The organism is Flammeovirga agarivorans (assembly GCF_012641475.1).
Classification (GTDB): Bacteria; Bacteroidota; Bacteroidia; order Cytophagales; family Flammeovirgaceae; genus Flammeovirga; species Flammeovirga agarivorans.
Window position 1 is genome coordinate 692,921 of record NZ_JABAIL010000003.1, and the last position, 25,601, is coordinate 718,521.

At 33.9% G+C, this 25,601-nt stretch carries 14 protein-coding genes and 1 other RNA gene; 7 read left to right on the plus strand and 8 right to left on the minus strand.

Translation table 11 applies throughout. The features are described from left to right. The first annotated feature begins 294 nt into the window (after positions 1-294). Positions 295-1,638, plus strand: coding sequence for an FN3 domain-containing metallophosphoesterase family protein (locus HGP29_RS11690; RefSeq protein WP_168882588.1), 1,344 nt, complete (start codon positions 295-297; stop codon positions 1,636-1,638). A 97-nt stretch (positions 1,639-1,735) separates the two neighbouring features. On the opposite strand, the gene HGP29_RS11695 is transcribed toward HGP29_RS11690, so the two are convergent. Beyond that, positions 1,736-2,956 (minus strand): GTP-binding protein, encoded by a 1,221-nt coding sequence (locus HGP29_RS11695; protein ID WP_168882589.1) that lies wholly within the window; start codon positions 2,954-2,956, stop codon positions 1,736-1,738. Between the two features lie 120 nt (positions 2,957-3,076). Continuing rightward, positions 3,077-3,742 carry a murein L,D-transpeptidase catalytic domain-containing protein gene (locus tag HGP29_RS11700; RefSeq protein WP_168882590.1) on the minus strand — a complete coding sequence of 222 codons (666 nt, stop codon included), beginning with the start codon at positions 3,740-3,742 and terminating at the stop codon, positions 3,077-3,079. Positions 3,743-3,957: 215 nt separating this feature from the next. Between HGP29_RS11700 and HGP29_RS11705 the strand changes: the two genes are divergently transcribed. After that, positions 3,958-4,770 carry an SDR family NAD(P)-dependent oxidoreductase gene (locus HGP29_RS11705; protein ID WP_168882591.1) on the plus strand — a complete coding sequence of 271 codons (813 nt, stop codon included), beginning with the start codon at positions 3,958-3,960 and terminating at the stop codon, positions 4,768-4,770. A gap of 71 nt (positions 4,771-4,841) precedes the next feature. Here the strand turns inward: HGP29_RS11705 and HGP29_RS11710 are convergent, their stop codons facing one another. Continuing rightward, the gene (locus HGP29_RS11710) at positions 4,842-9,335 is read right to left on the minus strand and encodes a cadherin-like beta sandwich domain-containing protein (RefSeq protein ID WP_168882592.1); all 4,494 of its coding nucleotides are present in this window, start codon (positions 9,333-9,335) and stop codon (positions 4,842-4,844) included. A gap of 608 nt (positions 9,336-9,943) precedes the next feature. Further along, positions 9,944-11,584, minus strand: coding sequence for a leucine-rich repeat domain-containing protein (locus tag HGP29_RS11715; RefSeq protein WP_168882593.1), 1,641 nt, complete (start codon positions 11,582-11,584; stop codon positions 9,944-9,946). Positions 11,585-12,031: 447 nt separating this feature from the next. Here HGP29_RS11715 and HGP29_RS11720 point away from each other — a divergent pair, with 447 nt between their 5' ends. Further along, positions 12,032-13,495, plus strand: a complete 1,464-nt coding sequence (locus HGP29_RS11720; RefSeq protein WP_168882594.1) for a sulfatase family protein — start codon at positions 12,032-12,034, stop codon at positions 13,493-13,495. Positions 13,496-13,769: 274 nt separating this feature from the next. Here HGP29_RS11720 and HGP29_RS11725 read toward each other — a convergent pair whose 3' ends face one another. The 3 genes from HGP29_RS11725 to HGP29_RS11735 all read right to left on the minus strand — a co-directional run bounded on the left by HGP29_RS11725 (position 13,770) and on the right by HGP29_RS11735 (position 19,063). Next, complete coding sequence (locus HGP29_RS11725; protein WP_168882595.1) at positions 13,770-17,837, minus strand: caspase family protein; 4,068 nt, start codon at positions 17,835-17,837, stop codon at positions 13,770-13,772. A 209-nt stretch (positions 17,838-18,046) separates the two neighbouring features. Next, positions 18,047-18,456, minus strand: a transfer-messenger RNA (tmRNA) gene (gene ssrA / locus HGP29_RS11730). A gap of 220 nt (positions 18,457-18,676) precedes the next feature. Then, the gene (locus HGP29_RS11735) at positions 18,677-19,063 is read right to left on the minus strand and encodes a hypothetical protein (protein ID WP_168882596.1); all 387 of its coding nucleotides are present in this window, start codon (positions 19,061-19,063) and stop codon (positions 18,677-18,679) included. A 327-nt stretch (positions 19,064-19,390) separates the two neighbouring features. On the opposite strand from HGP29_RS11735, the gene HGP29_RS11740 reads away from it, so the two are divergent. From HGP29_RS11740 to lysS, 3 genes are all read left to right on the plus strand, one after another. Then, entirely contained in the window at positions 19,391-20,278 is an 888-nt protein-coding gene (locus HGP29_RS11740) for a bile acid:sodium symporter family protein (RefSeq protein WP_168882597.1), read from the plus strand. A 114-nt stretch (positions 20,279-20,392) separates the two neighbouring features. Continuing rightward, positions 20,393-21,718 carry a coiled-coil domain-containing protein gene (locus HGP29_RS11745; protein ID WP_168882598.1) on the plus strand — a complete coding sequence of 442 codons (1,326 nt, stop codon included), beginning with the start codon at positions 20,393-20,395 and terminating at the stop codon, positions 21,716-21,718. A 196-nt stretch (positions 21,719-21,914) separates the two neighbouring features. Continuing rightward, on the plus strand, positions 21,915-23,669 hold the full coding sequence (lysS, locus tag HGP29_RS11750; RefSeq protein WP_168882599.1) for a lysine--tRNA ligase: 1,755 nt from the start codon (positions 21,915-21,917) through the stop codon (positions 23,667-23,669). A gap of 114 nt (positions 23,670-23,783) precedes the next feature. Here the strand turns inward: lysS and HGP29_RS11755 are convergent, their stop codons facing one another. Next, on the minus strand, positions 23,784-24,236 hold the full coding sequence (locus tag HGP29_RS11755) for a VOC family protein (RefSeq protein WP_168882600.1): 453 nt from the start codon (positions 24,234-24,236) through the stop codon (positions 23,784-23,786). A gap of 353 nt (positions 24,237-24,589) precedes the next feature. On the opposite strand from HGP29_RS11755, the gene HGP29_RS11760 reads away from it, so the two are divergent. After that, on the plus strand, positions 24,590-25,480 hold the full coding sequence (locus HGP29_RS11760; RefSeq protein ID WP_168882601.1) for a 3-hydroxyacyl-CoA dehydrogenase family protein: 891 nt from the start codon (positions 24,590-24,592) through the stop codon (positions 25,478-25,480). Positions 25,481-25,601: the final 121 nt, after the last annotated feature.

Sequence of the window (25,601 nt, forward strand, 5' to 3'; positions counted from 1 at the left end):
TCGAGAAATAGTCTACCAGTTTTGGTAGGCTTTTTTTATTTCTTTTGTGATATAGCATATATAAAGTATTACGAATATTAATAGTAGTTATTAATACAAGAAATTCATGCAGATATATGTTCATATAATTGATTAATAATGGTTTATATTTTTGTGAATTCTTCCATGTGTAATAGAACTTGTAGCAGTATAATATTCAGATAAGAAATGATTAATCAAAAATTAATCGATTATGCTTAGTTTGGTGATGACAATACGTTAATATTAGATTCTAAATCATCAAGCATATTATTTATGAAATTTCTTACAGTACTCTTCTTTTCATTTTTTCTATATCAGAATACGTTAGCACAACATCATCACCATGATCATGGACATGATCATTATAAAGGACTTCATCATTGGGAAATTCCAAGTAGAGACCCAGACAGAATTATATTAAACTTTAATGGTGACCCAGCAACGAGTAGAGCTGTAACTTGGAGAACCGATAGTACTGTAACCAATGCCTATGCCCAACTTGCTGTTGCTACCGTTAATTCTAAGTTTACAGATAAAGCAAAGCAATTAGAGGCAGTAACTGAACCTTTTAATTTAGGTCAATATAAGGGGAATGCTTCCTTAACTGTCCACTATCATAGTGTTGTTTTTACTGAGCTTAACCCTGATACACAATATGTATATCGAGTAGGAGATGGTAAAGACCATTGGTCAGAATGGATACAATTTAGAACCGCAAAAACGGAGTACTCGGCCACTCAATTTGTTTATTTTGGGGATGGCCAAAATGATGTGTTAGAACATTGGTCTAGAGTAATAAGAAAGGCATATCAAACAGCACCCAATGCAGCATTTGTAATTCATGCAGGAGACTTGATCAATCAGGCACATAGAGATTACGAATGGGCAGAATGGTACAAAGCAGGTGGTTTTATACATCGCCAGTGGACGGCTATCCCTGTGGTAGGTAATCATGAGTTTAGAGGGATGACAAAAGGAGCTCCAAAGCGCCTTTCGATACAATGGAGACCACAGTTTACCTTACCTGTAGAAAAAGAGTTAAGTAAAAAATTACATGAAACGGTATATACTGTCGATTACCAAGATATTCGAATCATAGTACTCAATTCGACCGATAAATTGGAAGAGCAAGTAGAATATGTTGAAAATCAGCTAAAGGACTGTACCGCAAAATGGAAGATTATCACTTGTCATCATTCTATTTTTGCACCTGCTAAAGGGCGTAATTTTCAATTTGGTAGAGATAAATGGAAACCTATTTTAGATAAGTACAATGTAGACCTTGTATTAAATGGTCACGACCATACGTATGCAAGAGGACATGTGCCTATCAGAACTACAAAAAATAAGAAGAACGAAGATCTTCAGACGGTTTATGTCACTTCTGTAAGTGGGCCAAAACAATACAAATTGGATACTGAGCAGATGAAAAACTATAAGGTAGATGGTTATGAATTGGATGCGTCCGGAGAGCAAACACAGTTTTATCAGGTCATCACCATTGAAGACAATACATTAAAATATGTGGCCTATACTGTATTGGGAGAGAAGTATGATGAGATGGAAATTTCAAAGGATTTTAAGACGGGTAAGAAGAAGCTAGTGAATGCTCAATAATAAGCATTTCAAATAAAAGAGAAAGCACATTCCATTTGTAAGGTACTTTACAAAAGGGTGTGCTTTTCTCATTCTATTCTAAAACATCTATTGCATTCTATTCATCATAAGCGAATGATCTTTCGACCGGCCAATCATCATCATAGCCCAGTTTCCAACGAAGTGTTTTTAACTCCTTATCAGTGGCAAGACATTCATCCAGATCTTTTCTAATTTGCTCTTCATCCATATCCTGACCAATCAATACGATTTCGTTGTTTCTGTCACCGAATGTTTGATCCCATTTTGCCTCAATTGATGCTTGGTTTTCTAAAAAGGCTACATAATTTAATCTTTTATTGAGGTGCATACTACTCCACCATACTCCAGCACTATCTGCTTTTAAGGAACCTCCTGCCTGACTCCATACTAATGCTTGATCAGGTCTTGAGGCCAACCAAAATAGACCTTTACTTCTTATTACAGTAGTAGGGAATAAGTATTGAATATATTTCCAAAAACGTTCAGGGTCAAATGGTTTTCTATTTCTGTAGACAAACGAAGAAATACCATATTCCTCTGTTTCTGGAGTATGTGATTCTTTATTTAACTCTTCGATCCAACCTGCACTTTGTTCAGCTTCTTCAAAATTAAATAGACCAGTATTTAAAATAGCAGAAGGAGCTACTTTACTGTAAGACGATTCAATAATTTTAGCTGAAGGGTTGAGCTTTTTAATAGCAGCATGTAACACTCCCAAATGATCTTTATCGACAAGATCTGTTTTATTCAGAAGAATCACATTGGCAAATTCAACCTGATCTGTAAGTAAATTGACGATGGTTCTATAGTCACCATCAATATCTGTCAGTTCTCTATCTACAAGCCTTTCAGGGCTACCAAAATCTTTAAAGAAATTAAACGCATCTACAACCGTAACCATAGTATCGATATAACTGAATTTAGAAAGGTCGATACCGTTTTCTTCATCGATAAATGAGAAGGTTTGTGCTACCGGAACAGGTTCACTAATTCCTGTACTTTCAATAAGTAAATAATCGAATCTATTTTCTTTTGCTAAACGTTCTACTTCAACCATTAGGTCTTCGCGGAGTGTACAACAGATACAACCGTTGCTCATCTCTACTAATTTCTCTTCAGTACGCGATAAGGTATTTTCGTTTTTTACTAGATCTGCATCTACATTTACCTCACTCATATCGTTCACAATAACAGCTACTTTTAAACCTTCTTTGTTGTGAAGAATATGGTTGAGTAGTGTTGTTTTTCCTGCTCCAAGGAATCCACTTAAAACAGTTACCGGTAATTTATTGTTCATAATTTCTCTTCTAATTTATGCGACAGTGTCGCAATATAATAATGAAAAGATTGTAGATGCAACATATACACCTCATTTCCTTTCATCTATTTAAGAATTAATTCCTGAGTAGGGAAGAGATTATTGATAGATCCACATTAATACATCATCCTCACTTTTTAAAAGAGGATCCAAATAACGCATAGTAGTATTGGAAACGGCAGGGCATCCCCAACCTTCTGCAGTTCCTTCAGGGAAAATCTCTTCATCTTTTACTGCGTCCCAAGAGTGTAAAACGATAATCCTTTTATAAGCATTACTATTACTACTTTCCAAACCATGCATCTTATAGTTCACATGGATACCCCAATTGCTGTAGCCTCTTTTTCCGATCTTATATTTTCCCAAAGAAGACAAATGACTTTCAGAGACATTACTAAAAGTAGGTTTGGCTCTGGTTTCATCACTAGACCACATAAAGTCACCACAGCCATGCGAAACCAACGCTTCTTTTAATACCGTTTTCTTTTCAAGATCATATACAAAAAAGCGATTTCTACCAGAGTGTATTCCCATATCAATCAGAATACAGTATTTAGAGGATAGATTATTTTTTTGATTATAGATTAGGGCTTCTTTTGCTTTTTCTTCAATACGATTTTTGATTTTCTCCTGAGAAAATTTCTTTTGATCATTCTGATACCTCTCCTTATTCCATTCTTCCAACCAATGGCTAGTAGTATCTTCTTGAGCAAACAACTGAAAACTGAAAAATATAAATATCAATAATGAATATATGGCTTTCATAAGGGTAAATTGAAGTGGATTTGTCACAATAGTATAACCGATGAGTGCATTGAATATGCACAGCTTACTTATATCATAAAGTGTACTAGTTTTGGTGTTGACAGTGTTGTGTAAAATATTATAACATTATTTAGATTTATGGAGGAGATGATTGATCCGAATTCAATGATATTTATGAAATTAGCTCTGACACACTTCATCAATGCAAAGAACACATGAAATACTTTAATAATAAGAATGTTTTTATCACCGGAGGGACAAGTGGAATCGGCTTAGAAATGGGAAAACAACTTTCTAAGTCTGGAGCTCATGTAGTACTTTTTGGAAGAAAAGGACTAGAGGAAGCAAAGGAGACAATAGCCCTCCAGAGTGATACCAATAAAGTACATGCTATTTATACTGAAACCACTGATTTAAATACTGTTGTTAGTGCTTTTGCAGAAGGGAATAATTTACTCGGTGGGGTAGATATCGTGATTCATTCTGCAGGAATCGGTCGGTGTGTTCCCTTTAATGATTTCACAAAAGATGATTTTGAAGAATTGATAAATGTAAACGTTTTTGGTACTAGAAATGTAGCTGAAGCCGCTTTCCCATTATTAAAAGTATCACAAGGGCAGTTAATGTTGATCGCTTCTTTAGCAGGGATTGTGCCAAATTATGGGTATTCAGCCTATTCATCGTCGAAGTTTGCGACAATTGGATTTGCTGGAGTATTAAGAAGTGAATGGAAACCTATGGGAGTTCAGGTGTCAGTAGCTTGTCCTCCAGAAATAGACACACCTTTAGTAGAGGCAGAAAGGTTAGAATCGCCCAAAGTAGCCAAAGTTTTAAAGCAATTTGCAGGAAACCTTTCTTTGGAAGTCGCCTGCAAAAAATTGTTGAGAGGATTAGCAAACAAAAACTATATGATTATACCAGGCTGGAAAGCTAAGTTTGTGGCAATTAACCAAGGTTTATTTCCTAGTTTAAATAACAGAATTACTGATTTTATCATCAGAATGTTTTTAAAAAAGGAGAAAGGATAAGCTACTATTTATCTCAGTTATCTTTAGGATAGATCAGATAAATAGTAGCTGGGATTAGAATTTTATCTCGCTTAGAAAACCACTTTTTCGACAACATTCAATTCCTGATCAAATACCCTTACGATCATTAATCCTTTTTGATCGATATGAATTTTCTCCACGGTATTTTTTAAGGTTGATGCATACAGTAGCACCCCATTAGAGGAGATGACTTGGATGTATTTTCCCTTCAAAGTATCGTCAGATGCCACCGTAAGTTGGTGTTCACTTGACTTATAAATTTGTAGACCAAAATCCTCTTTGGATTGGGAGTAAATGGATCGATTGTTACTTGTTGAACTACTCAAACTAGGACCATCAATTGCTGAAATATAGTATTCAACTCCTTCAGTTTCATAGATATCACCGCCACCAAGAAATAACAGTAACTTATTGTAGGTAGTTTGTGATAGATCTTCATTCGAAAAATCAAATATATATTCTACCCATTCATCTTGAACTGTAATAGAGGCTCTTTGGTCATAACTAGGGCCAATATTATTTTTGTTCATGATCTTTAGGATAAGATTATTATTCCTTGGATAGTTGGCCTGACCAGAAGCCTGATATATTTTTACTCTAAATAGTTGGTCGGAACTAAAATCGATATCTCCATCTAGATTAAATACAATTACTGCATTTTGTACTCCTTGACGAACTACTTTTCCTACTTTAACAGCACTGCCAACAATATTATTACCGGCAGGGTTGGTGAGGTTTTGAGTGATAGTTGTCGTTCCAGAATGCATGCTTGTAGGGTAGGTATTGCCATCAAATTTATAGTACTCTCTGCCTGGAATATCAAAATGTAACCAATAATATGCTGTAGCAGTTCCATCCTCGGAAGTGACCGTAATTAGAGAAGAATCATAAAAGTTTTTGGCTGTTATAATTTCAATAGTAGCATTTTCATTGTACGGGATGACTTGAAGAGACGGAAGATTAGTCGTCCCAATAGGTAAATTGATGGTGTACTCAAAAGTAGTAGGGTGAAATGATGTGATACTTATATCGTCCAATAAAATATCTACTAAAGTAGCATTCGATGGGTCTTTGGCGATATCAAAAGTAAGCTGATATAATTTAGCCAGGGAACCATCTTCACTTGTGACTTGAATATGTGTAGTATCTTGAAGTGATGTGGCCTCTTGGAGTAATATTGATGCCAATTCACTATTTTTATTAGCGGTAATCGATGGTACATTTGCTGTTCCAAAAGGTAATGTAATCCTGTAATTTAAAGTATTGGGATCAAAACCTTGTAGGGGTTCATTATTGATGGTAATTGATTTTAAATCAGCATCTTGTGAGTAGTTGATGTGCGGGCCTTCAACATCAGCGATATAATATTCCACGCCACCTGTCTCATTGATATCCCCGCCACCAAAAAAGATCAATAGCTCATCGTAATCGGTTAATGTGAAATCTTTATCAGAGAAATCGAACACATATTCTACCCATTGATCTTGTTGAGTTATAAGGATAAAATCTTCATATTTGGGTCCATTATTCTTTCTATTTTTAACGGAGAAATAAATATTATTGCGTTTAGGATAGGCACCCTGTTCAGAGGCCTGATAGACCTTAAAGCGAAAGACTTTTTCCCCTGTTTTATCCAATTGTCCATTAAGGTCGAAAGCAATTAACGCATTCTGATAGGGCCCTCTAGTGATTTTGGCTACTTTGGTAGAAGCAGCAACAGTCTCATCGGGAAACGGATTGTCTAAATTTGGTGTGACCGTTACGGTATGTCCTCTTAAACTAGGATAATACTCACCCTCATCAAATTTGTAAAATGCTCGACCGAGGACATTGAGTTTTACCTTGTAGGTTTGCATAGAACTACCATCTTCGCTATATACATTGATGATCGTAGTTCCATAAAAGTTTTCAGCAGGTATGATCTCAATTGAATCCTTGGCATGATAACTAGTGGCTTGGATGTGTGGAGTTTCCACTGTTCCTTCCGGTAAATTCACTTGATATTCAGTGGTATATTGTGAGAAGTTTTCTAAGGGTATGTCATTGACGGTGATTTCTTGTAAAGAGGCATGCTGAATCTTCTCTACAGTGAGTGGCGTTCCTTCAGTAAATAGGAATAGTTCTATTGCTGCTGTAGATTGATTTGTTGAAGAAAGTGTCACTTCATTAAACCCTTGTTGAGCTTCAAAAGTGCCTTGTAGATCTACATCCACTTCACTTGTTAAGTTCCAATTTTTATCATAGATTTTTGCTTTATCACCACCTCGGTATTCTATATACTGACTTTCTGTTGCTGACGCCAAAATAGTAGTCGGTACAGTTAAAGTAGCACCATTGATATGAATACTAGGGTGAACAACATCTTCATTTCCCCACATGACTCTGATGATAAATTGAGGTGCTTGAGTCGAGTATTTATTTTCCAAATATTTTGTAGCTCCAAAGTTTGTATTCACCCTCGGAATATACATTCCATCTTCTTGTTTCGAATGGAAATATTGTAAAGCAGGTTCTACTTCTAGCTCATCTTGAATTGAATCTACATGTTGAGACATCATTTGGATAGGGACTAACTCATATTCTTGGTCTAACTCTTTAAGTTCATAGGTGACTTCAGATGCCCATTTATTTTCATACTTAAAGTGTGTTGAAGTCATGACCTGTCGTTGAGCTGCAGTAAGCTTTTTATTTGCATTTTTCCACTTTGGTAGTAATGATAATAACTCTTCAGTCTTTCCGTACTGTGTTAGCTCTTCCAAAGAAATACCAAACATAGGATCAGGTCGTAGTATTGAGAAATTCCTTCCATTTACCGCAGCCTGAACACTTAACATAAAGTTAGCTGCAAAGAGGTTTGACGATTCCCTTACCTCATTTTTATGGGTAGTACTTTTTCGTTCTAAACGAAGTGATGGTCTGCCATGGTTATGGTCTCCAACAGGAGAAGTAAGGTAAGCCTTTGTACTATTTAATTGATATTCAATATATCCTGCTTCAGGCTCTTTTCCATTGGAAGTTCTCACAACAATCGGATGATCTACTTGTTCATATACTTTCTGTGCAAACTTTCGGAACCCCCACTTTCCGTCAAAGACATGAATCTCTGCACCATCAAACAATGCGTTAGATACCTTACAGTCATTTAATAGCTCTGCATATTTCATGGTAATCGTATCGAAAAGAGCGGAGTTATTTTCAGGAACATAAACTTGATTATAGGCTAAGATAATCCCTTTCACTTTTGTGTCTTTGGCATGTTCAGAGCGGGGAGTATTAAAGATACTTCTGTTTTCAATATTAAATTGCCAAGTGCCATCAGGTAAAGTTTGGATACCGTTTACTTGGACCATTTCATCACCAATTTGTAGGTATTTGTAATGAAAGAAGGTAGGTAAGGGACCACTTAGATGCCCAAATGTGTTACTCTCCTGTGAAAGTGTAGAGGGTGCATTATACCATGCTTCTTTTGGTTTAAAATATACCACCAGCTCATTTTCTGATATTCCTTGATGCAAAGTACCCTCTACCCAAGTCGCTAGGTCATCAGATAAATTATCCATTGCGTAAAGTGGGTCTTGTTTTCCAATACCGCCACTAACATAGTGTAAATTAATACTTCTATCATTTTGGGCTTGAGTATTGGAAAATGCTTGGAGTTCTTCTTTCCCATTAAAAATTCCGTTAACCTCCCAGTTTAGTGTATTTGATGGCCAAAAACCACCATGCCATACGTCCGTAAACATATTGATAGTGGTCACATCTGCCATTTCAAAATAGGGTTCAAAAAGCGGAAGCTCCTGTGCATTATTGGGACGAATATAAAATACACTTTGATCTTCAAAAGTAGCTTTCCATTCTTCAATCCATTGAACAGCTCTTTCGTAATTCCAAGTTCCAGGAACTGTAGGATGTGGCATGAGCTCTCTACCCCAAGCTCGTAGTATACTTTCATCCTGTTCTTCCTCATTGGAGAAAGTATATAGGGCAAAACCTCCCAAAGTATTTCCTTTATATCTTTCCCAAAGATGTTCGAAAGAGATACTTAGATGAGATACTGTACTTTGATCCAAAGTCATATAATCAAAAGAAAGCAACTTTGTATACTCATCAGTATTGATCGTAAATGTCATCGTTGCTCCTAAAGGTAGATCTCCATAAAAATCAACCAAATTAAAAGCGATATAGGTACTTTGTGCATCGATGTTGAAAGTAGCATAATATTGCTCATTGGTAGTAGCGAATACAATGTTATCAGCAGAAGTGAAGACTTTAGTAAACAAAAGGTCCTCTTCATTTGGTATTTGTAATCTTAGTCCATTGGTGAAATTATTTCGTAAAACTTCTTTTCCACTACTTAATTTTAGTGATTTTGGATGGGCATCACTTCCTATTTCAAATTGAAAGCGGCCCGATGTAAAAACCAAAGAAGATGTGACTGGAACTAATTGAGTAGGGATGACTTGGGTAGATAAATCTTGACCATAAGTATACAACCCTACAAACAATAGCTGTAGCACCATTGAAAGTGGTAATAATTTATTCATTTCATGTGTGTTTAATCAAATAAGTAATATTCCTCGATTTTACTTATCCCATTTAAAAATTATTTCTGAAAATCTCTATTGTCTGCTAAAGGGTAAGATCATTGATTTAATCTTTTAGAGTAAAGTGGTTGTCAGACAAAAGATAGATGTAGTGATCGATAGCAATTGCTTTCTTTATTTAGGAAGCATAAGGTCCATTGACAGTATTTTCATGTTACTTTTATTTAGATGTAAAGAGCTGTATTATAACTCAGTAGAGAATTGATTTCTTGTAAGTGTTGTTGTTACAATTTTAACGCATTGGAGTAGACTCTACCGTACTCATATCTTTCAAAACCTTCACTTGCAGTATTGAATTTTGTAAGTGATTGATTATAAGTAGTATGTGTTAGGTGGGATAAAACTGCAATTTTATGTAAGAAATGGGTTATCGTTGATATTGCAAAGGTGAAATCATTTGTATCGAAAGATAGTTAGGAGCAAAAACAATGGAATAAATAGCAAAAGTATACTTAGATAATAGGAAAAAGAAAAAGCTTAACATAGGAGAAATTGTTTCTTTCTACCTATGTCAAGCCTTTATTTATTTGTGCAATACGATAAATATATTACATTGTTCTTTCGTTAGCTTCATCAAAAGTCAACTCTTCCAAATCCATATCTAAAATTGCTTGAGGGATTTCACCTGTAAAAGAGTTACCTTCTAATTTTAGTATTTTAAGGTTGGTAAGGTTACTTAATCCTTCAGGAATTTCACCCGTAAACTCATTATTATTAATATAAAGATTTTCCATGTCTTCATACTCAAGTAAGAAAGACGGAAATTCAGTATTAATCTTGTTATTACCAACATATAACGTCTTTAATTTCGTTAGGTCTGCTAAGCTTTCTGGTAAGTAAGTAATTTCATTACTACCCATATAAAGTACCTCTAAATTGACTAATTTATTGATGTCATTAGGTATACTCTTTATATAGTTTCCACTGAAACTCAATGCTTTCAAATTAGTACACTTGAATAACCAATTGGGAAGTGTTCTAAAGGCATCCCAGCAATAACTCATATATAAAACCTCTAAATTAGGCAATACACTAAGGTCTGGAGTAGGATCCATGTTACCGTTGTCTGAAATAGACAATTTTTCTAGGGTCTTCATTTTTGTCACTACAGCTGGCAGGGGACCCGAAATAATTGTTTGTCCCATATTCAACTCAGTAATTGATAATTCAGCAAGAGTACTTGGTAAATCATCAAAACTTGTATCGTAAACATTAAAGATCTTTAATTTTGTCAGTTGGTTGATTTCATTAGGGAAGAGACTGAAGTAATTATAGTTAAACTTTAAATTTACTACATCAGTAAGGTTAGCAAGGTCCCTAGGGAACATTAATGTTCCATGTAACTGGAAATCTCGATCTAGTCCCCTAATATAGAGCTCTCTAATTCTGTTATCGCCATTTACTTCAACATTCGTGAAATCTTTAAGTTCAAGTGAAGCATCCCAATTGTATCGATCCAAGTTAGTCTCATCGATTTGGTAGAAAACATCTTTTATAGCTAATAGAGTAGCTTTATCCGAAAACCCTTCTTGTAAATCAATAATATCAGACGTTTTGACGATACTACTAGATGTACTGATAGAACTAAATTCAGCATACGAAGTTAAGAACTTTGAGTTCTTGGCATCTTCAGAGACCGCAGTAATAAAAAAGGCACCGCTGATAGGGTAGATCGCCTTATTTTCACCTACTTGATCTGTACTTGCTAATAGCGTACCATCTAATGCTGTAATCTCTAAGCTTAAGTTTTTGAATGCATTTTTATACTCTTCCTCAAGCTCAATAACTAAAACATTGATATCAGTAAGTTTCTCCTCGAAGGATAAATTCGTATCCTCATTAGCTTTGATATCAATCGTAGTTTCATATTTAAAAGCAGGAGTACCGATACTCTCAGGGTTATTCGTGATATTCACCGTATAAGATCCAACCCCTAGTTCATGAGTTTCGTTTGTGATTTCATGTCCAGCTTGTCTACCCGATAAAGTAGCAGTAATCAAGACGTCGGAAGGCTCAAGTGCTAAAATTTCAGAGTGTACAGAAGTTTCAATGTTAAGATGCATCTCAGATAATACAAGATTACCGTTTTCCCATTCTGTTGTTTGCTCATCTTTGGTAGAATCACATGAGTAGAAAAAAACAAAGGCTAACACAGACAGAGATAGCCATGAAGAGTTAAAAAGTTTCATTAGTTAATTAGTTGATATTTCTACAATAGTTATACTATACAATATTAATAAGAATAAGGGGAGAATGCAAAGGGGAAGATGACCGAGAAGGATTTAAGAATTAGAAATCTACCTATAGCAAATACTCGTTGTATTGGAATTAAAGCAATAAACGGTTTATAAGAGTATCATCAAGCAAAGATTTGAAGGAAGGTGGCTTACTCATTCCCCCAAATTAATTTTTTGAACAATCTCTGTTATTTTTTATTGAATTCAAGCTATTACATCACTAACGATTTTTCTAACTAGTAGAAGGAACGACCAATTTTTTAATACAACAAATATACAATTTGTAGGAAAGTTGATTTCATAAATTATAAATATGAAATACAAAATACAAATATATGATTAGTTGTAGAGGATTTATACTTCAACCTTAAGATTGAATAGTACATAAGAAAAAATGAAATGAAAAAAATACACCTCTTTCTACCCTTAGTTTTTATACTAATAAGTTGTCATAAAAATACTTTTGATAAAGATAAAACAACGGACAAACCCAATATTGTACTTATTCTTACGGACGATTTAGGGTACAATGATATAGCCTCTTATGGAGCTCCCAAAATCAAAACACCTCATCTAGATCAGATGGCAAATGAAGGAATAAAGTTTACAAATTTCTATGCACAACCGCTTTGTGGACCTTCAAGAGCAGCATTGTTAACCGGTTGTTACCCCATTAGAATAGCAGAACCGAATAATGCGAAGAACTTCCATACAAAACTTCACCCAAACGAAATAACTATAGCTGAAATGCTAAAAACTGAAGGTTATACTTCTGCCTGCATAGGGAAATGGCATGCAGGGGAAAGTGAAGGGCAAATGCCATTAGATCAGGGTTTTGACCTATTTTACGGAACACCTAAATACAATGGAAATACGAAATTGATTGAGGATAACCCTAAATTTAGAGCAACTGTACTTGATAATACGGACACCGTTATGACCATCAATACGGTAAAAGAAATGGGGTTACTGACGGGCATGTATACGCAGAAAGCCACCACCTTTATTAAAGAGAATAAAAACCGTCCCTTCTTTTTATACCTAGCACATAATATGCCCCACGTACCTTTGGGAGCTTCGCAAAATTTTAGAGGTACTTCTGAAGGAGGTTTTTATGGAGATGTTATTGAAGAGTTGGACTGGAGTGTTGGGGAGGTACTTAAAACATTAAAAGCAGAAGGATTAGAGGAGAATACATTAGTTATTTTCACTTCTGATAATGGCCCTTGGGTCGAAGATAAAATTGGGGACCATGGAGGAAGTGCATATCCTTTAAGAGGGAATAAAACGCAAACATGGGAAGGAGGCGTAAGAGTACCATGTATTATGCAGTGGAAAGGAAAAATGACAGAGGGTCTAACGAACCATGAATTATTAACCACCATGGACTTTTTTCCTACTTTTTCAAATCTAGCCAATGCTAGAATACCTCAAAATCTCACCATAGATGGCAAAGATTTTACAAAAGTAATCCTTGAAGGAGCGGAAAGCAGCCATCTGTATTATTACTACTATTCTTATACACATTTGCATGGTGTTAGAGATAAGGAATGGAAGCTGGTACTTCCTCGACAAGCAAAACCTAAATTTATGAAATGGGCAAAAAGAAAGATTGATGGAGTAAGTGAATTACTACTCTACAACCTTTCTACAGACAAAGAAGAGCAATTCAATGTCGCTGATCAATATCCAGAAAAGGTAAAAGAACTTATGTCGAAAATCGAAACAGCCAGAAAAGAATTGGGCGATAAAGACCGTATCGGTGAGAACGTCCGTTTTTTCGACGATACTCCTAACACCCAACGCATTGAGGAGTACAATAGATTAATGAATACGGTGAGTGTTGGTGATGTTCGGTTGTAGGGGAGAGTGGAGTTGATATAAAGGGATGGTTTTTTATAGGCATCCCCTCAACCACCCAGGATTTAAATCCTGGGTGGTTGAGGGGGAGTCAGAAGTTGACTATTCCCAATTTTGTGGAACTTACTTTTCCTATGACCATTCATTATGCTTTCGTAATCCTCCTTTTAATGGACTAGGGTCTCTGACACAATTATTAGACTAAACGTTATGAACATTTCGATAGAATTTTAAATGTATCATATAACATGGTTCACACTAATAGATTATGTTATTTTTATTCAAATAAAACAGTTTTTTTAAGATTCAGTAAACCATTTTTAATGAGAGGTATACAATGTACATTATTTTTATTTTCCTGTAAGCTGATTTCACCTTCATATAATCCATCGGAATTAGAGATGATTTTTAGATACCCAGAATAAAAGTTAGCAGAAAAAATTTTTCTATTAAAACTTAAAGTGACCAAATTTTTTCCCTCATTATTTAGAATACTGACCTTATTATCTTTAATCCCGATAAATAAATTCTCATGATTAAAAAAGTTTATAGAATTATAATTAGGACCTTTATTAAGGTATTCTAACCTGTTCTTACCCACATAGTAATTAAAAAAATATGAATCTCTTTCATTTTGTAATACAATGAATTTATCCTTCTTAAAAAGGACGTGAATATAATCGTCATCATGATTAGATGGAATTTCAATATGTTTAAAAACGGAATCTTGAAAAGTAAATTTATTTGGGGTATCAGGGTCGTGGTTATCTTTTATATAATATTCTTTTGAAAGAGTCGTAAATGTTTTTGATGAATATATATTAAAATCATTTTTCTGAGTAATAGGCTTGAATTCTTTTATTGGATTAAGACTTTTGTTTGGTACATCAAGAAAATACAGTGTGTTATAAGTTTTAACATAAATGTCTTCACCAATATTTATTATTCTTCTGTTGTAAGATTGGTTATTAGAAATTTGCTCATTTTGATTAAACAAACATATTGTTCTCAAAGTATTTCTATTAAGTAGATTTAAAATAGTATTATTTTGATATGAATAATAAGCTATGTATTTACTAGAGTTAGTATCTAAATCATTATTATTTATTTCAAATGGTATTGGATCTGTGAAATTTCTATTAGTCAAATTTACCAATATGGTTGAAAAGGATCCTCCAATATGAGAGTATAATTGAATTTTTAGTATTTCATTAATAACATGATATGAAATAGAAGTGTTTTCAAGTTGAATTGGTTTATTTAATTTATAAATAATTTCTTTGCTATTTATATTAAAAATTAAAATATCTGTGACAACTTTATTATCTAGTATATTATGATTTGATAATGAGAACAAACTATCATTGATTGTTTTACTATCGTCATATTTGATATTTATTTGATTGGTATGAGTATATTGGGAGTTAAATACTTCTACTTGGTCTGTTAATAGTATCGGGGTTAATTTGTTGTTAATTCTAGTGACAGTTTTTTTTCTTACTGGTAATGTTCTTTTATCTAAAAAATTAAAGATATTATAATTAACATTTAAAGATACACCATAAATCAAATTAGAGCTTTCAACCCTATTCCAACCATTATCAAACCATTTATAAGCCCAATCTTCATCAATACTAGACAAAAAAGAAAATGATAAAGAGTCTAAATGATTTAATTTATCAGAATAACTTAATGGATGATTATATGACTCTAATTCTTTTTGAAATAAATATATTATTTCACCATCTGAGTTTATCTCATACATATAAGGTTTCTTAGTATTTTCTTCTGCAGTTAGTAATATATAATGATTATTTTTTATTCTAATAATCTTATCCATCCAATTATCGTTTGTCCAATATTGATTTATAATAGTTCCAGGTAGTATTTTAATTATTTCACCTTTAGAATTAAAAATTATTGGTTTCCCTTCTAATTTTTTTTGTTCATAAACTTCATAAAATCCACCATTGATTATAAATGTTTCTTCATTTAAAAAATAAGCACTTCTTCTAGTATCAATAGGACCGTCATCACTATTAAAAAGTAGACATTTAAATCTCAAATTTTTATTTAGAACAGAAAATCTTCCATTCCAATAATATACTATAATAGTTTCATTTTTTGGTGAAAATGAAAAATCAATACAAGTGCTTAAAGGTAATTTTGTTTCATTTATAATAGTTCCATTTTTGGAAATGTGCTGTATAGATTTATTTGTTAGTAAATAAAATCCATTGCCATTAGTATACATTTTAATAAAGGAACCATTTATTTTAAATCTTGAAATTATCTTATTTGAAGAAATAGATTTTATAAGGATGTCATGTTTATGTGCAATGACAACAATAGAATCATTCAATAAAAGAAAGTCATGAGGGTAATCATTACTGTTACTAATCTTTAAAGAGTCATTAACTTCTTTGATATATGTAGTTTTGTCGTCTCGTAATTCAAATTTCTCTTTAGTAAGCTTGAAACTTTTATTGATGTAAAAAATATAATCAATAGAATCGTTATTCATTTGGATTTCATCTAAAAGAACATTGTTATTGATAGTTAATAAAACATGTCCATCGGAAGAGCTAAATATATTTCTGAATGAATAATAAAAATTATCTTTTTGTGGTATAGTTTTGACTTTTTTACCTTTCAAGTTATACGTAATATACTCTCTACTTTCACCTTCATTATTTTTCGTCATTTTATGATAACAAAATGTAATATTCTGGTTCTTATCAAAGAAAATATTACTGACAAAGTCAGAGTTCTCAATTTTAATATTCGCTATTTTTTTGTTCCGTTTATAGAACATATAAGAGCCTTTTGATTCTTCTATTACAATCAATTCATCTTTTGAGACTTGAAAAGCTCCTTTGTTATTTATAGATATATCATTATTGATTTTGAAATCATAGACTTTTTTAAATTCATCATTGTATACATTAAGTTTTCCATCATAATATGTATATATTCTATTATTCTTAAAAATAGCAGAGTTGAAATTGAATTCTTTATCGAATGATTTTAATACATTTCCATTAAAGTCAAGAATATGGTATAATCGGTTATATGGATTATCAGAATAGGCAAATATTTTTCGTCCTTCATAATCTACACTGATCCCATAATAAGAAAAATCGGAAATAACAGAAGAGTCAGTTTTGATTAATTTTTGTTGTGGAAGAGGAGGCTCACTTAACTTTTGACTAAAGTATAAAGAATCATGTTCTAACATCATCTTATAATATACTTTTTGAAGGTCATAATTAGTACTATCTAATTCATAAGCATCTACTAGGTTTCGTACAACATCAGTATAGTTCTTCTGAGCATAAGCCTCTCTAGCGTCTTGAGTAAGTACAAGGCTTCTTGCCTCTCTCTCCCTCCTTTCGGCTTCTAACTTAAGGTTTTTCTCTTCCAATAATTTGTTCACAAGAGATGAGTTATCACTACTTTTTATTCCTCCAATGATAAACTCGCTTCCAGGTTGGTTATCTCCAAAGAAACCATACATTGATTCTGTTATATTTAACTGAGCTTGTTGGTGGAGCCATGACAGTGTGATAGGATGTCCATTTTTATCACCATTTTCTAAAGCATCAAGTAGTAAATAACAAAAAGGTGAGTGCTTTTCAGCATACCCATCGGGTACAGGTTCTAATGCACCTGATGTTAAGAATAATCTTGATTTTTTAGCTAATTTCTGTTTTGCATATGTCGTAGTACTTTTTGAGTCATAAACTTTATTCCCAGATCGATAAGAGTTTACTTTGTTATTAAATGTTCCTCCAAAGCAAACATCTAAAATAATTCCAACATGTTTAGAAGGTAAAGAATTAAGAATTCCATTGAGTTGATTATATGCCAAATAAGTACTTCTTGCAAAATCTTCAGTAGATGGTTTTGTATCTTTGAAAACTAAAAAACCATCATTATAAATAGTCTTATCATAATCTCCATGACCAGCAATAAAAACTAGAAATCGATCATCCCTTTTAAGTTTATCATGGTAAGATATAATTGTCTTTAAAACATCATTTTTTGTAGGAGAAAGTAATAGTTCGGTTTCAAAATTATATTTAACTTCTAATAGTTCTTTCATACTTGTTGCATCATACTCTGCATTTTTAAGGTCTCTCCACATAGGTTTACCTTCATATTGATCAGAGCCAATAATCAGAGCATATTTACGGCTATCAGTAATTTTAGAGCTATAATTGTCTATTTTAGGTGTAAGGCCTCTATTGGTACTATTGGTATCTATTTGTTCTTGGGCAAATAGTAGTAGAGAGAAGAAGAAGGTAAATGTAAGTAGTAGCGTGATACGTTTGAAAGTCAACATTATTGTAGGTAAATATTATAAATGATATACTAAGGTAAAAAAATATTTTTAGGAATAGATTTTTTATTTTAAAGTAATAGAAGGGTGTGAAAATATAACCGTATTTATAATTTAGTTGGTATAGTCATACTTTGGATTTATGGCTATTAAAATTCATGTTTTTTCACTAAACAAAAAAACCGCTCATACAATACTGTAAAAGCGGTTTCTAGTGGAGTCGGAGGGAGTCGAACCCTCGTCCAGAGAAGCACCTTGTCAAGCCTTCTACATGCTTAGTTTCACTTAAATTTTCGTGATATATCCCGCCGGAAACAACCAAAATATATCCTTATCTGCTTAAAGCTTCATCCTCAACCCACAGCAGGTATCAGACTAGATCAATGATTACGGCACCGCCGATTCTTCGCCCAAAGATCAAGGCAAAGGACGATGTAGCTCGGGAACGCGATACGCGTTCAACCATTTAAGCCCAAATGTCTACAACCCTAAGGGAGACTAGGCAGCCATAGCAAACGAATTGTTGCCAACTAGATTTTGGAACTATCTTTCAAGGCTCTCATCCCATGAGCCTGCATGCTTATACTTGCAAAATATCAACCTGTCAAAACCAGTCGACCCCAAAGTGAACTGGCCGTTCTCATTTGAACGGACTACAAATTTAAGCGGAGAAAAGGACATTATCAAAATGATTTCACAATAAAATAATAATGAACTGATCTACAGGATAAAAAATATTGAAGGTTAACATCTTTTTTAGTTTTACAAAAAATAAAACCACTTGAGTGAACTAATACCCAAGTGGTTTCCTTAATATTTTTAATAATCTTTGGCGATACTAATTAACGTAACGCCGAAATCGAAAATCTTACTAATTGGTCTTTTACATCCATGTAACGATTAATTACTTCATCTAACTTCTCTTTAAAAGAGTGGTATTTTTCAAAAGTATCTTCACATACCTTTGTGTTATTACTTTCATGTAACAATGAATCATCAAAGGAGTCAATCTCTTGATAAATAGCCTTAATGTCTTCTGATAATTGAATGTTTGTTGTCTTAAATTCGTTAAGCTTATTTTTTTGGAATGTATCTAAATCTCTATTCAGGTAAAGGTCTATTCTTTCATTTGATAATTTTATTTCATTTAAATAGAAAGTTATTTCGTTTTCTAAGAACCTAATTTCAGATTTAACATCGGAGATGTACTGAAGCAAACTTATAGTCATATCTTTTTTTCATTTTTGTTGAGTTGATTTAATTTAAATAACGGCAAATTCAATATTCGGTTGCCTTTATTAACCTTTCTTTTTGATTTTAATATAGGATGCAAGTTAGAAATCTTAATAATTTTAAATCTTCTGAAATAATTAAAACTATTTTTCCCTTCTCAAATTATCGTCAGATTAACTAGTTGTATACTAGTGATCTATATTTACTTAGTTGGTCTTCTTTTCTCCCTAATTTGGTAGCCTTCTTGAAAATTGGAACAAAATCTGTGAAATCATATTGACTTGTATTTAATCGTAACATTAACTAACTAATTTTTTACTACTATGAATGAAACTAGTACGCTATTGCTCGGCTTGGCTTTAGCCATCATTATGTTGGGTATGGGATTGTCGCTCACCTTAGATGATTTTAAAAGAGTAGCAGAAAATCCTACTGCTGTAATTTTAGGACTCGTTTTACAATTGGTTGTTTTACCGATTGTGGCTTTTGGTATTGGCTATTATTTAGCGTTGCCATCGTTTATTGCAGTAGGATTAATTATCCTTGCAGCATGCCCAGGGGGACCAACATCCAATCTTATCACACATTTGGCCAAAGGAGATACTGCATTGTCGGTGTCATTAACAGCCGTAAGTAGTTTTGCTACAATTGTTACTATTCCTTTTGTGATCAATATGGGATCAACATTTTTTATCAGCCAAGATCAGGAGATCTTATTGGATGTACCTGAAACAATCAAGAAGATTATGATTGTAAGTATTATTCCGATTATTTTGGGAATGGCGATTAGAAGGTTTTCAACCACCTTTGCACATAAGATGGCTAAACCTACAAGAATTGCATCTGCAGTTATTTTAATTGTGATGATATTGGGTATTGTGATCAAAGAAAGAGATAATGTGATCGAATATTTCTCTCAAGCAGGATCGGCGGCATTACTTTTAAATGTAATCACAATGGGAATCGGTTTCTTAGCGGCTAAATTATTCCGCTTAAAAACACCTCAAGCAACTTCTATTGCCATTGAAACAGGAATACAGAATGGTACTATGGCGATTACCATTGCAATAGGTATTATGGGAAGAGTAGACCTATCTATTGCTGCAGGTGTATATTCATTAATCATGTTCTTTACATCTGGAGCATTAATCTTCTTTTTCTCTAAGAAAAATGAAAAAGAATCGAGTAGGATACCACTTACAAATAACTAAAACATCAAAGGCCTCAAATATTTAAAGTATTTGAGGCTTTTTTATAAGTAGCTGATTACAAAACTATTATTTGACTTTCATATATAAAACTCAACTATCCACTAAAACTTAAAAATGGAATACTTAAATTTTTTTACTCTCTCTCACTGTGTAGTATTTGCCTGCCTGTTTCTAATTATCGGTTTTAAAAAAGAAGGATTTTCTGTAGATAGCGATCCGTTCAAAGTTCATGTGCAAAAATCTGCATTGTTTGGAGGCTTTATTGTCGTTCTTTTCTCATTAATGCTATTATTGAATTATATTCAACCGGCGTTTATTGAGCATTCAAAACACCCTAAAGAAGAGGACCCGGGTAAATACGCCAGTTTGTATATCTCATATGCCATTACCTTGGTGGCCACTTTTGTTCCTTTAATCACAAAATGCCTGAAAGAAAAAAAGGAAGACAAGAACAAAGGTTTTCTACCTTATAACTCTATTGGTTTAATTGCTATCGTACTTGGTTCTACCGGATTGATCTCAACTCTAATCTTCTTTTTCAGTGGTGAGATCACTTATGTAGACAGCTATGTTTCTTACTTAAGTCATTTTATTCCTGCAGTAGCAGGTCTAGTCGCCATTCTTGGAGAAACTTTTTACAGTGAAAAGAACATTTCAAAACTTACTGATCTAGGTAAAGTTTTGGGTGTCGTATTATTTATTGGTTTCTCTTTGTCATCGTTTAATGCAAGTATGGCGGATAAGCAAAGTCAACAATTGAATAAAAGAATAGAAGATGCCCATAAAGACTTAGACGATATTATTAAGAAGTCTTCAGGATTAGACGCGTCACTTACCAGATTAACTGATGTGATCAATAACAGTAATATCATTCAATTTGAAGATAAGGTAGATGCCTTGAAGAATACGTTAGCGGGGCTTTCAAAAAATATTTCTGCCTTGGATACAAAAGTGAAAAAGTTACCCAAAAAAGATGTAGTTGAAAAGGTGATGACAAAAGTGACAGCAATTGAAGCTTTAGAAAAAGACTTATTGGCTAAAGTAGATCAATTACCTTCTGACGAAGACATCAATGCTATTAATACCCATCTCACGACATTGGAAGAAAAGGATGCTCATTTGGAAACACAGATAAACAAGATTCCAACAAGTATTCAGAAAATAAATGAAGAGGTGGCAAAACTAGACCAAACCATCCAATCAATAAAGGAAGGCATGTTGGATAAGGAAGATATCAATCGTAGGTTGGATGAGCTGGATGCTTCCTATAAAACGCTTAGTGAACTGATTGAAAAGATGCCAACAGAAATTAGTAAAGATATCGCGAAACAAAAGACTTTAAAAGAGACAAAAGAAGATCCATCAAAACCCACTGGTGATTTAGCTGAGACGGGTAATGGCAACACCGATAAATCTTTAAGTAAAAATGATGGTGGATAAGATAGAATAAGAACAATACAGCAATTCTTATTTAATTTTTGATTGATTTATCAAAATATATTTTAATTATTGAAATTCTGATTACGAATTTCTTTCAATAGGGCAATTATTCAAATTAAATCTATTACTTTCGTTGATTGAAATTGTGTAGTAGCATCAAATTAGGCTACTATTCTCAAGAATAAAACATTCAACAATGCAAATTCTTAGCGAACAGGAAGTACTCCGTAGAGAAAAAAGACAACAGATCATGGATCTTGGTATTGATCCATATCCAGCGGCAAAATTTGACGTAAACGTTTCTGCTGAAGATATATTAAAGAACTTCGAACGTAGACCAAACGATTACGGTACAATTACTATTGCTGGTCGTCTTATGAGCGTTCGTGAAATGGGTAAAGCATCGTTTGCTGAAATTCAAGATGCAACAGGCCGTATCCAAGTTTACATCGCAAGAGACGAAATTTGTCCAGGTGAAGACAAGACGATGTACAATAAGGTGTTCAAGAAACTTTTAGATCGAGGAGACTTTATTGGAATCGAGGGTTTTGTATTCAAAACTCAAGTTGGTGAAATCAGTATTCATGCGAAAAGCTTGAAGGTTTTATCAAAATCGTTGAAACCGCTTCCAGCTGTAAAGATCACTAAGGATGAGGACGGTAACGAAACTGTTCATGATGCATTCACAGATCCAGAATTAAGATACCGTCAACGTTATGTTGATTTGGTAGTAAATAAAGGTGTTAAGGAAACGTTCTTAAAGAGAACGAAAATCATTAACGCTATGCGTAGCTTCTTCAATGATCACGGTCATTTAGAAGTGGATACTCCAGTGCTTCAGGCAATCCCTGGTGGTGCAGCAGCAAGCCCATTTGTTACTCATCATAATGCTTTGGATATACCTTTATACCTTAGAATTGCCAACGAGCTTTACTTAAAGCGTTTGATCGTAGGTGGTTTTGATGGTGTATATGAGTTCTCTCGTAACTTCCGTAATGAAGGTATGGACAGAACACACAACCCAGAGTTTACAGCTGTTGAGATCTATGTTGCGTACAAAGATTACAACTGGATGATGGAGTTTACTGAGCAATGTTTAGAGCATGTTGCTATGGCAGCAAATGGTACAACAGATGCGAAAGTAGGAGATAACGAAATCTCATTCAAAGCTCCATACCGTCGAGTAACAATGGCTGAGGCAATTATGGAACACACAGGTAAAGACATCAACGGTAAGTCTGTTGAAGAATTACGTGTATTCTGTGATGAGTTAGGCATTGAGCATGACGAAACTATGGGTAAAGGTAAATTGATCGATGAGATCTTTGGTGAGAAATGTGAGGGGAACTATATCCAACCTACATTTATTACTGACTATCCTGTAGAGATGTCTCCTTTATGTAAGCGTCACCGCGATAATCCTGAATTAACAGAGCGTTTTGAGTTGATGGTAAATGGTAAAGAGGTAGCGAATGCTTACTCTGAGCTTAACGATCCAATCGACCAAAGAGAGCGTTTTGAAGAGCAAATGAAGTTAATGGAAGCTGGTGATGACGAAGCAATGTTTATCGACCAAGACTTCTTAAGAGCATTAGAATATGGTATGCCTCCTACATCTGGTTTAGGTATTGGTATCGACCGTCTTGTAATGATGTTAACAGATAATGCTTCTATCCAAGAAGTATTGTTCTTCCCTCAAATGCGTCCTGAAAAATGGCCTGTAGCTTCTTCTGAAGAGCAATGGTCGTCGATCGGTGTTGAGAAAGATTTAGTTCCTGTGATGCACAAGTTAGGTTTCTACATGGTATCTGACTTAGCAGATAAAGCCGCTGGTAAATTAATGAACGACTTCATCGGTATGAAGAAGAAGTTGAAATTAAAGCAAATCCCTAACCCATCGAAGGACTTAGTGGAAAGCTGGATTACAAAAGCAGCTTCAGTAGCAGAATAATTTTGAAGTAATTACTTCAATAGAAATATAAAGCGATGAATTTCGAAAGGAGTTCATCGCTTTTTTCTTTTAAACCCAGGAATTAATTCCTGGGTTGATAAGTAGTAGTTAATGCTAAGAGATATACCCTAACTCTTCAAGATCAGGATTAAAATACTTTTTCCCTCCATCATTGACTTCCGCCAACTCAACAACATAGCCGCCAGGCATTTCGAACCTTCCTTGGTACCCGATAGGTACAGGAGTTTTCTCTTGATGAATGATGAAGTTTTCTTTCTTTGCAGCGGCAATTACTTTGTCAATATCATCTGTCCAATAAAGAACTTTGGTATTGACAAGGTAAGCAGGAAAACCCTCTAATGAGTCTGTAATTACTACAGAGATATTGCCAAAAGGAGAAGTTAAAGCAACCACTCTTAGTTGACCATATTTAGGCATTTCAAACACATATTCGACCTTAGCATTAAAGTTATTGATATATGAATTGATAAAATCTTTTTCATCCTTGAATTTGATAAAAATGCGAATGTACTCTTTACTTGTATAAAGTGATGATAATGTTTCCATAGGAATAAAGTTGTTATGTGTAATAAATTTGTTAAGAGTGTAGGACGCTAAAAAGTTGTGGTTAGTTACTTGAATTATATAGTGTTAACGCTTTGTCTATACATTCATTAACACCTCAAAGTAGACTTTAATTTTACTGGTAGAATCGTATTAGATATCTATAAAAAAGGTGTTTTTAGGGAGGGGAAATCGATAATAATTCTATCAGTTATATTGATGATAAAAGGTGGATTTTTTAGAATTCATATTACCTTTTTTCTAATGCAATGCCTATATTTATCAGAGATTGAAAAGTGAATAACTATTCAGTTTCTAAACACATGAACTTTTTATACCAATAAACACAATTAACAATGCAAAACATCTCAGTCATTGGGTCAGGTACTATGGGCAATGGTATCGCTCATGTTTTTGCGCAGAACGGATTTAAAGTATCTCTTGTAGATATTTCTGAAGCGGCACTTGAAAAAGCAGTGAAAACGATCACTAAAAACTTGGATCGTTTGATTGCAAAAGAAAAAATCACAGAAGAAGTAAAGCAGTCTACTTTAGCCAACTTAACTACTTATTCTAAGATGGAAGAAGGAGTAAAAGAAGCAGATCTAGTAGTAGAGGCAGCAACAGAGAATGTTGATCTCAAATTAAAGATCTTTGAGGACCTGGATCGTTTGACAAAGCCTGAAGCCATTTTAGCTTCCAACACCTCATCAATTTCTATCACAAAGATTGCTGCGTGTACTCAGCGACCAGAGAAAGTCATTGGTATGCATTTTATGAATCCAGTACCGATGATGAAGTTGGTGGAAGTGATAAATGGGTACCTCACTGATGAATCAACCACTAACTTTGTTGTTGACATGTCAAAAAAGATTGGTAAGGTTCCAGTACCTGCCAATGACTATGCCGGCTTTGTTGCCAATAGGATTTTAATGCCAATGATCAACGAAGCAATTATTTCACTTCAGAATGGTGTAGCAGGTGTAGAAGAAATCGATACGATTATGAAATTGGGTATGGCTCATCCAATGGGGCCACTACAATTGGCAGATTTTATTGGATTAGATGTTTGTTTATCCATCATGAGAGTTTTACAGGAGGGGTTAGGAGATGATAAGTATGCTCCTAGTCCATTGTTGGTCAATATGGTGCAAGCGGGCATCAAAGGAGTGAAATCTGGAGAAGGATTTTATGATTGGGTAGAAGGAAACAATAAAGCTCTTGTAGTGAGTAAGCGTTTTAAATAGAAATAGCAAAGTGGTTCAAATTAAAAACTTGAACCACTTTTTTATAGGTGACTTATTAATAAAGATAATTTAATTGATAGTCGATGTAGATAGTTGTGTGTGTTCAACCTCTATTCGAGTG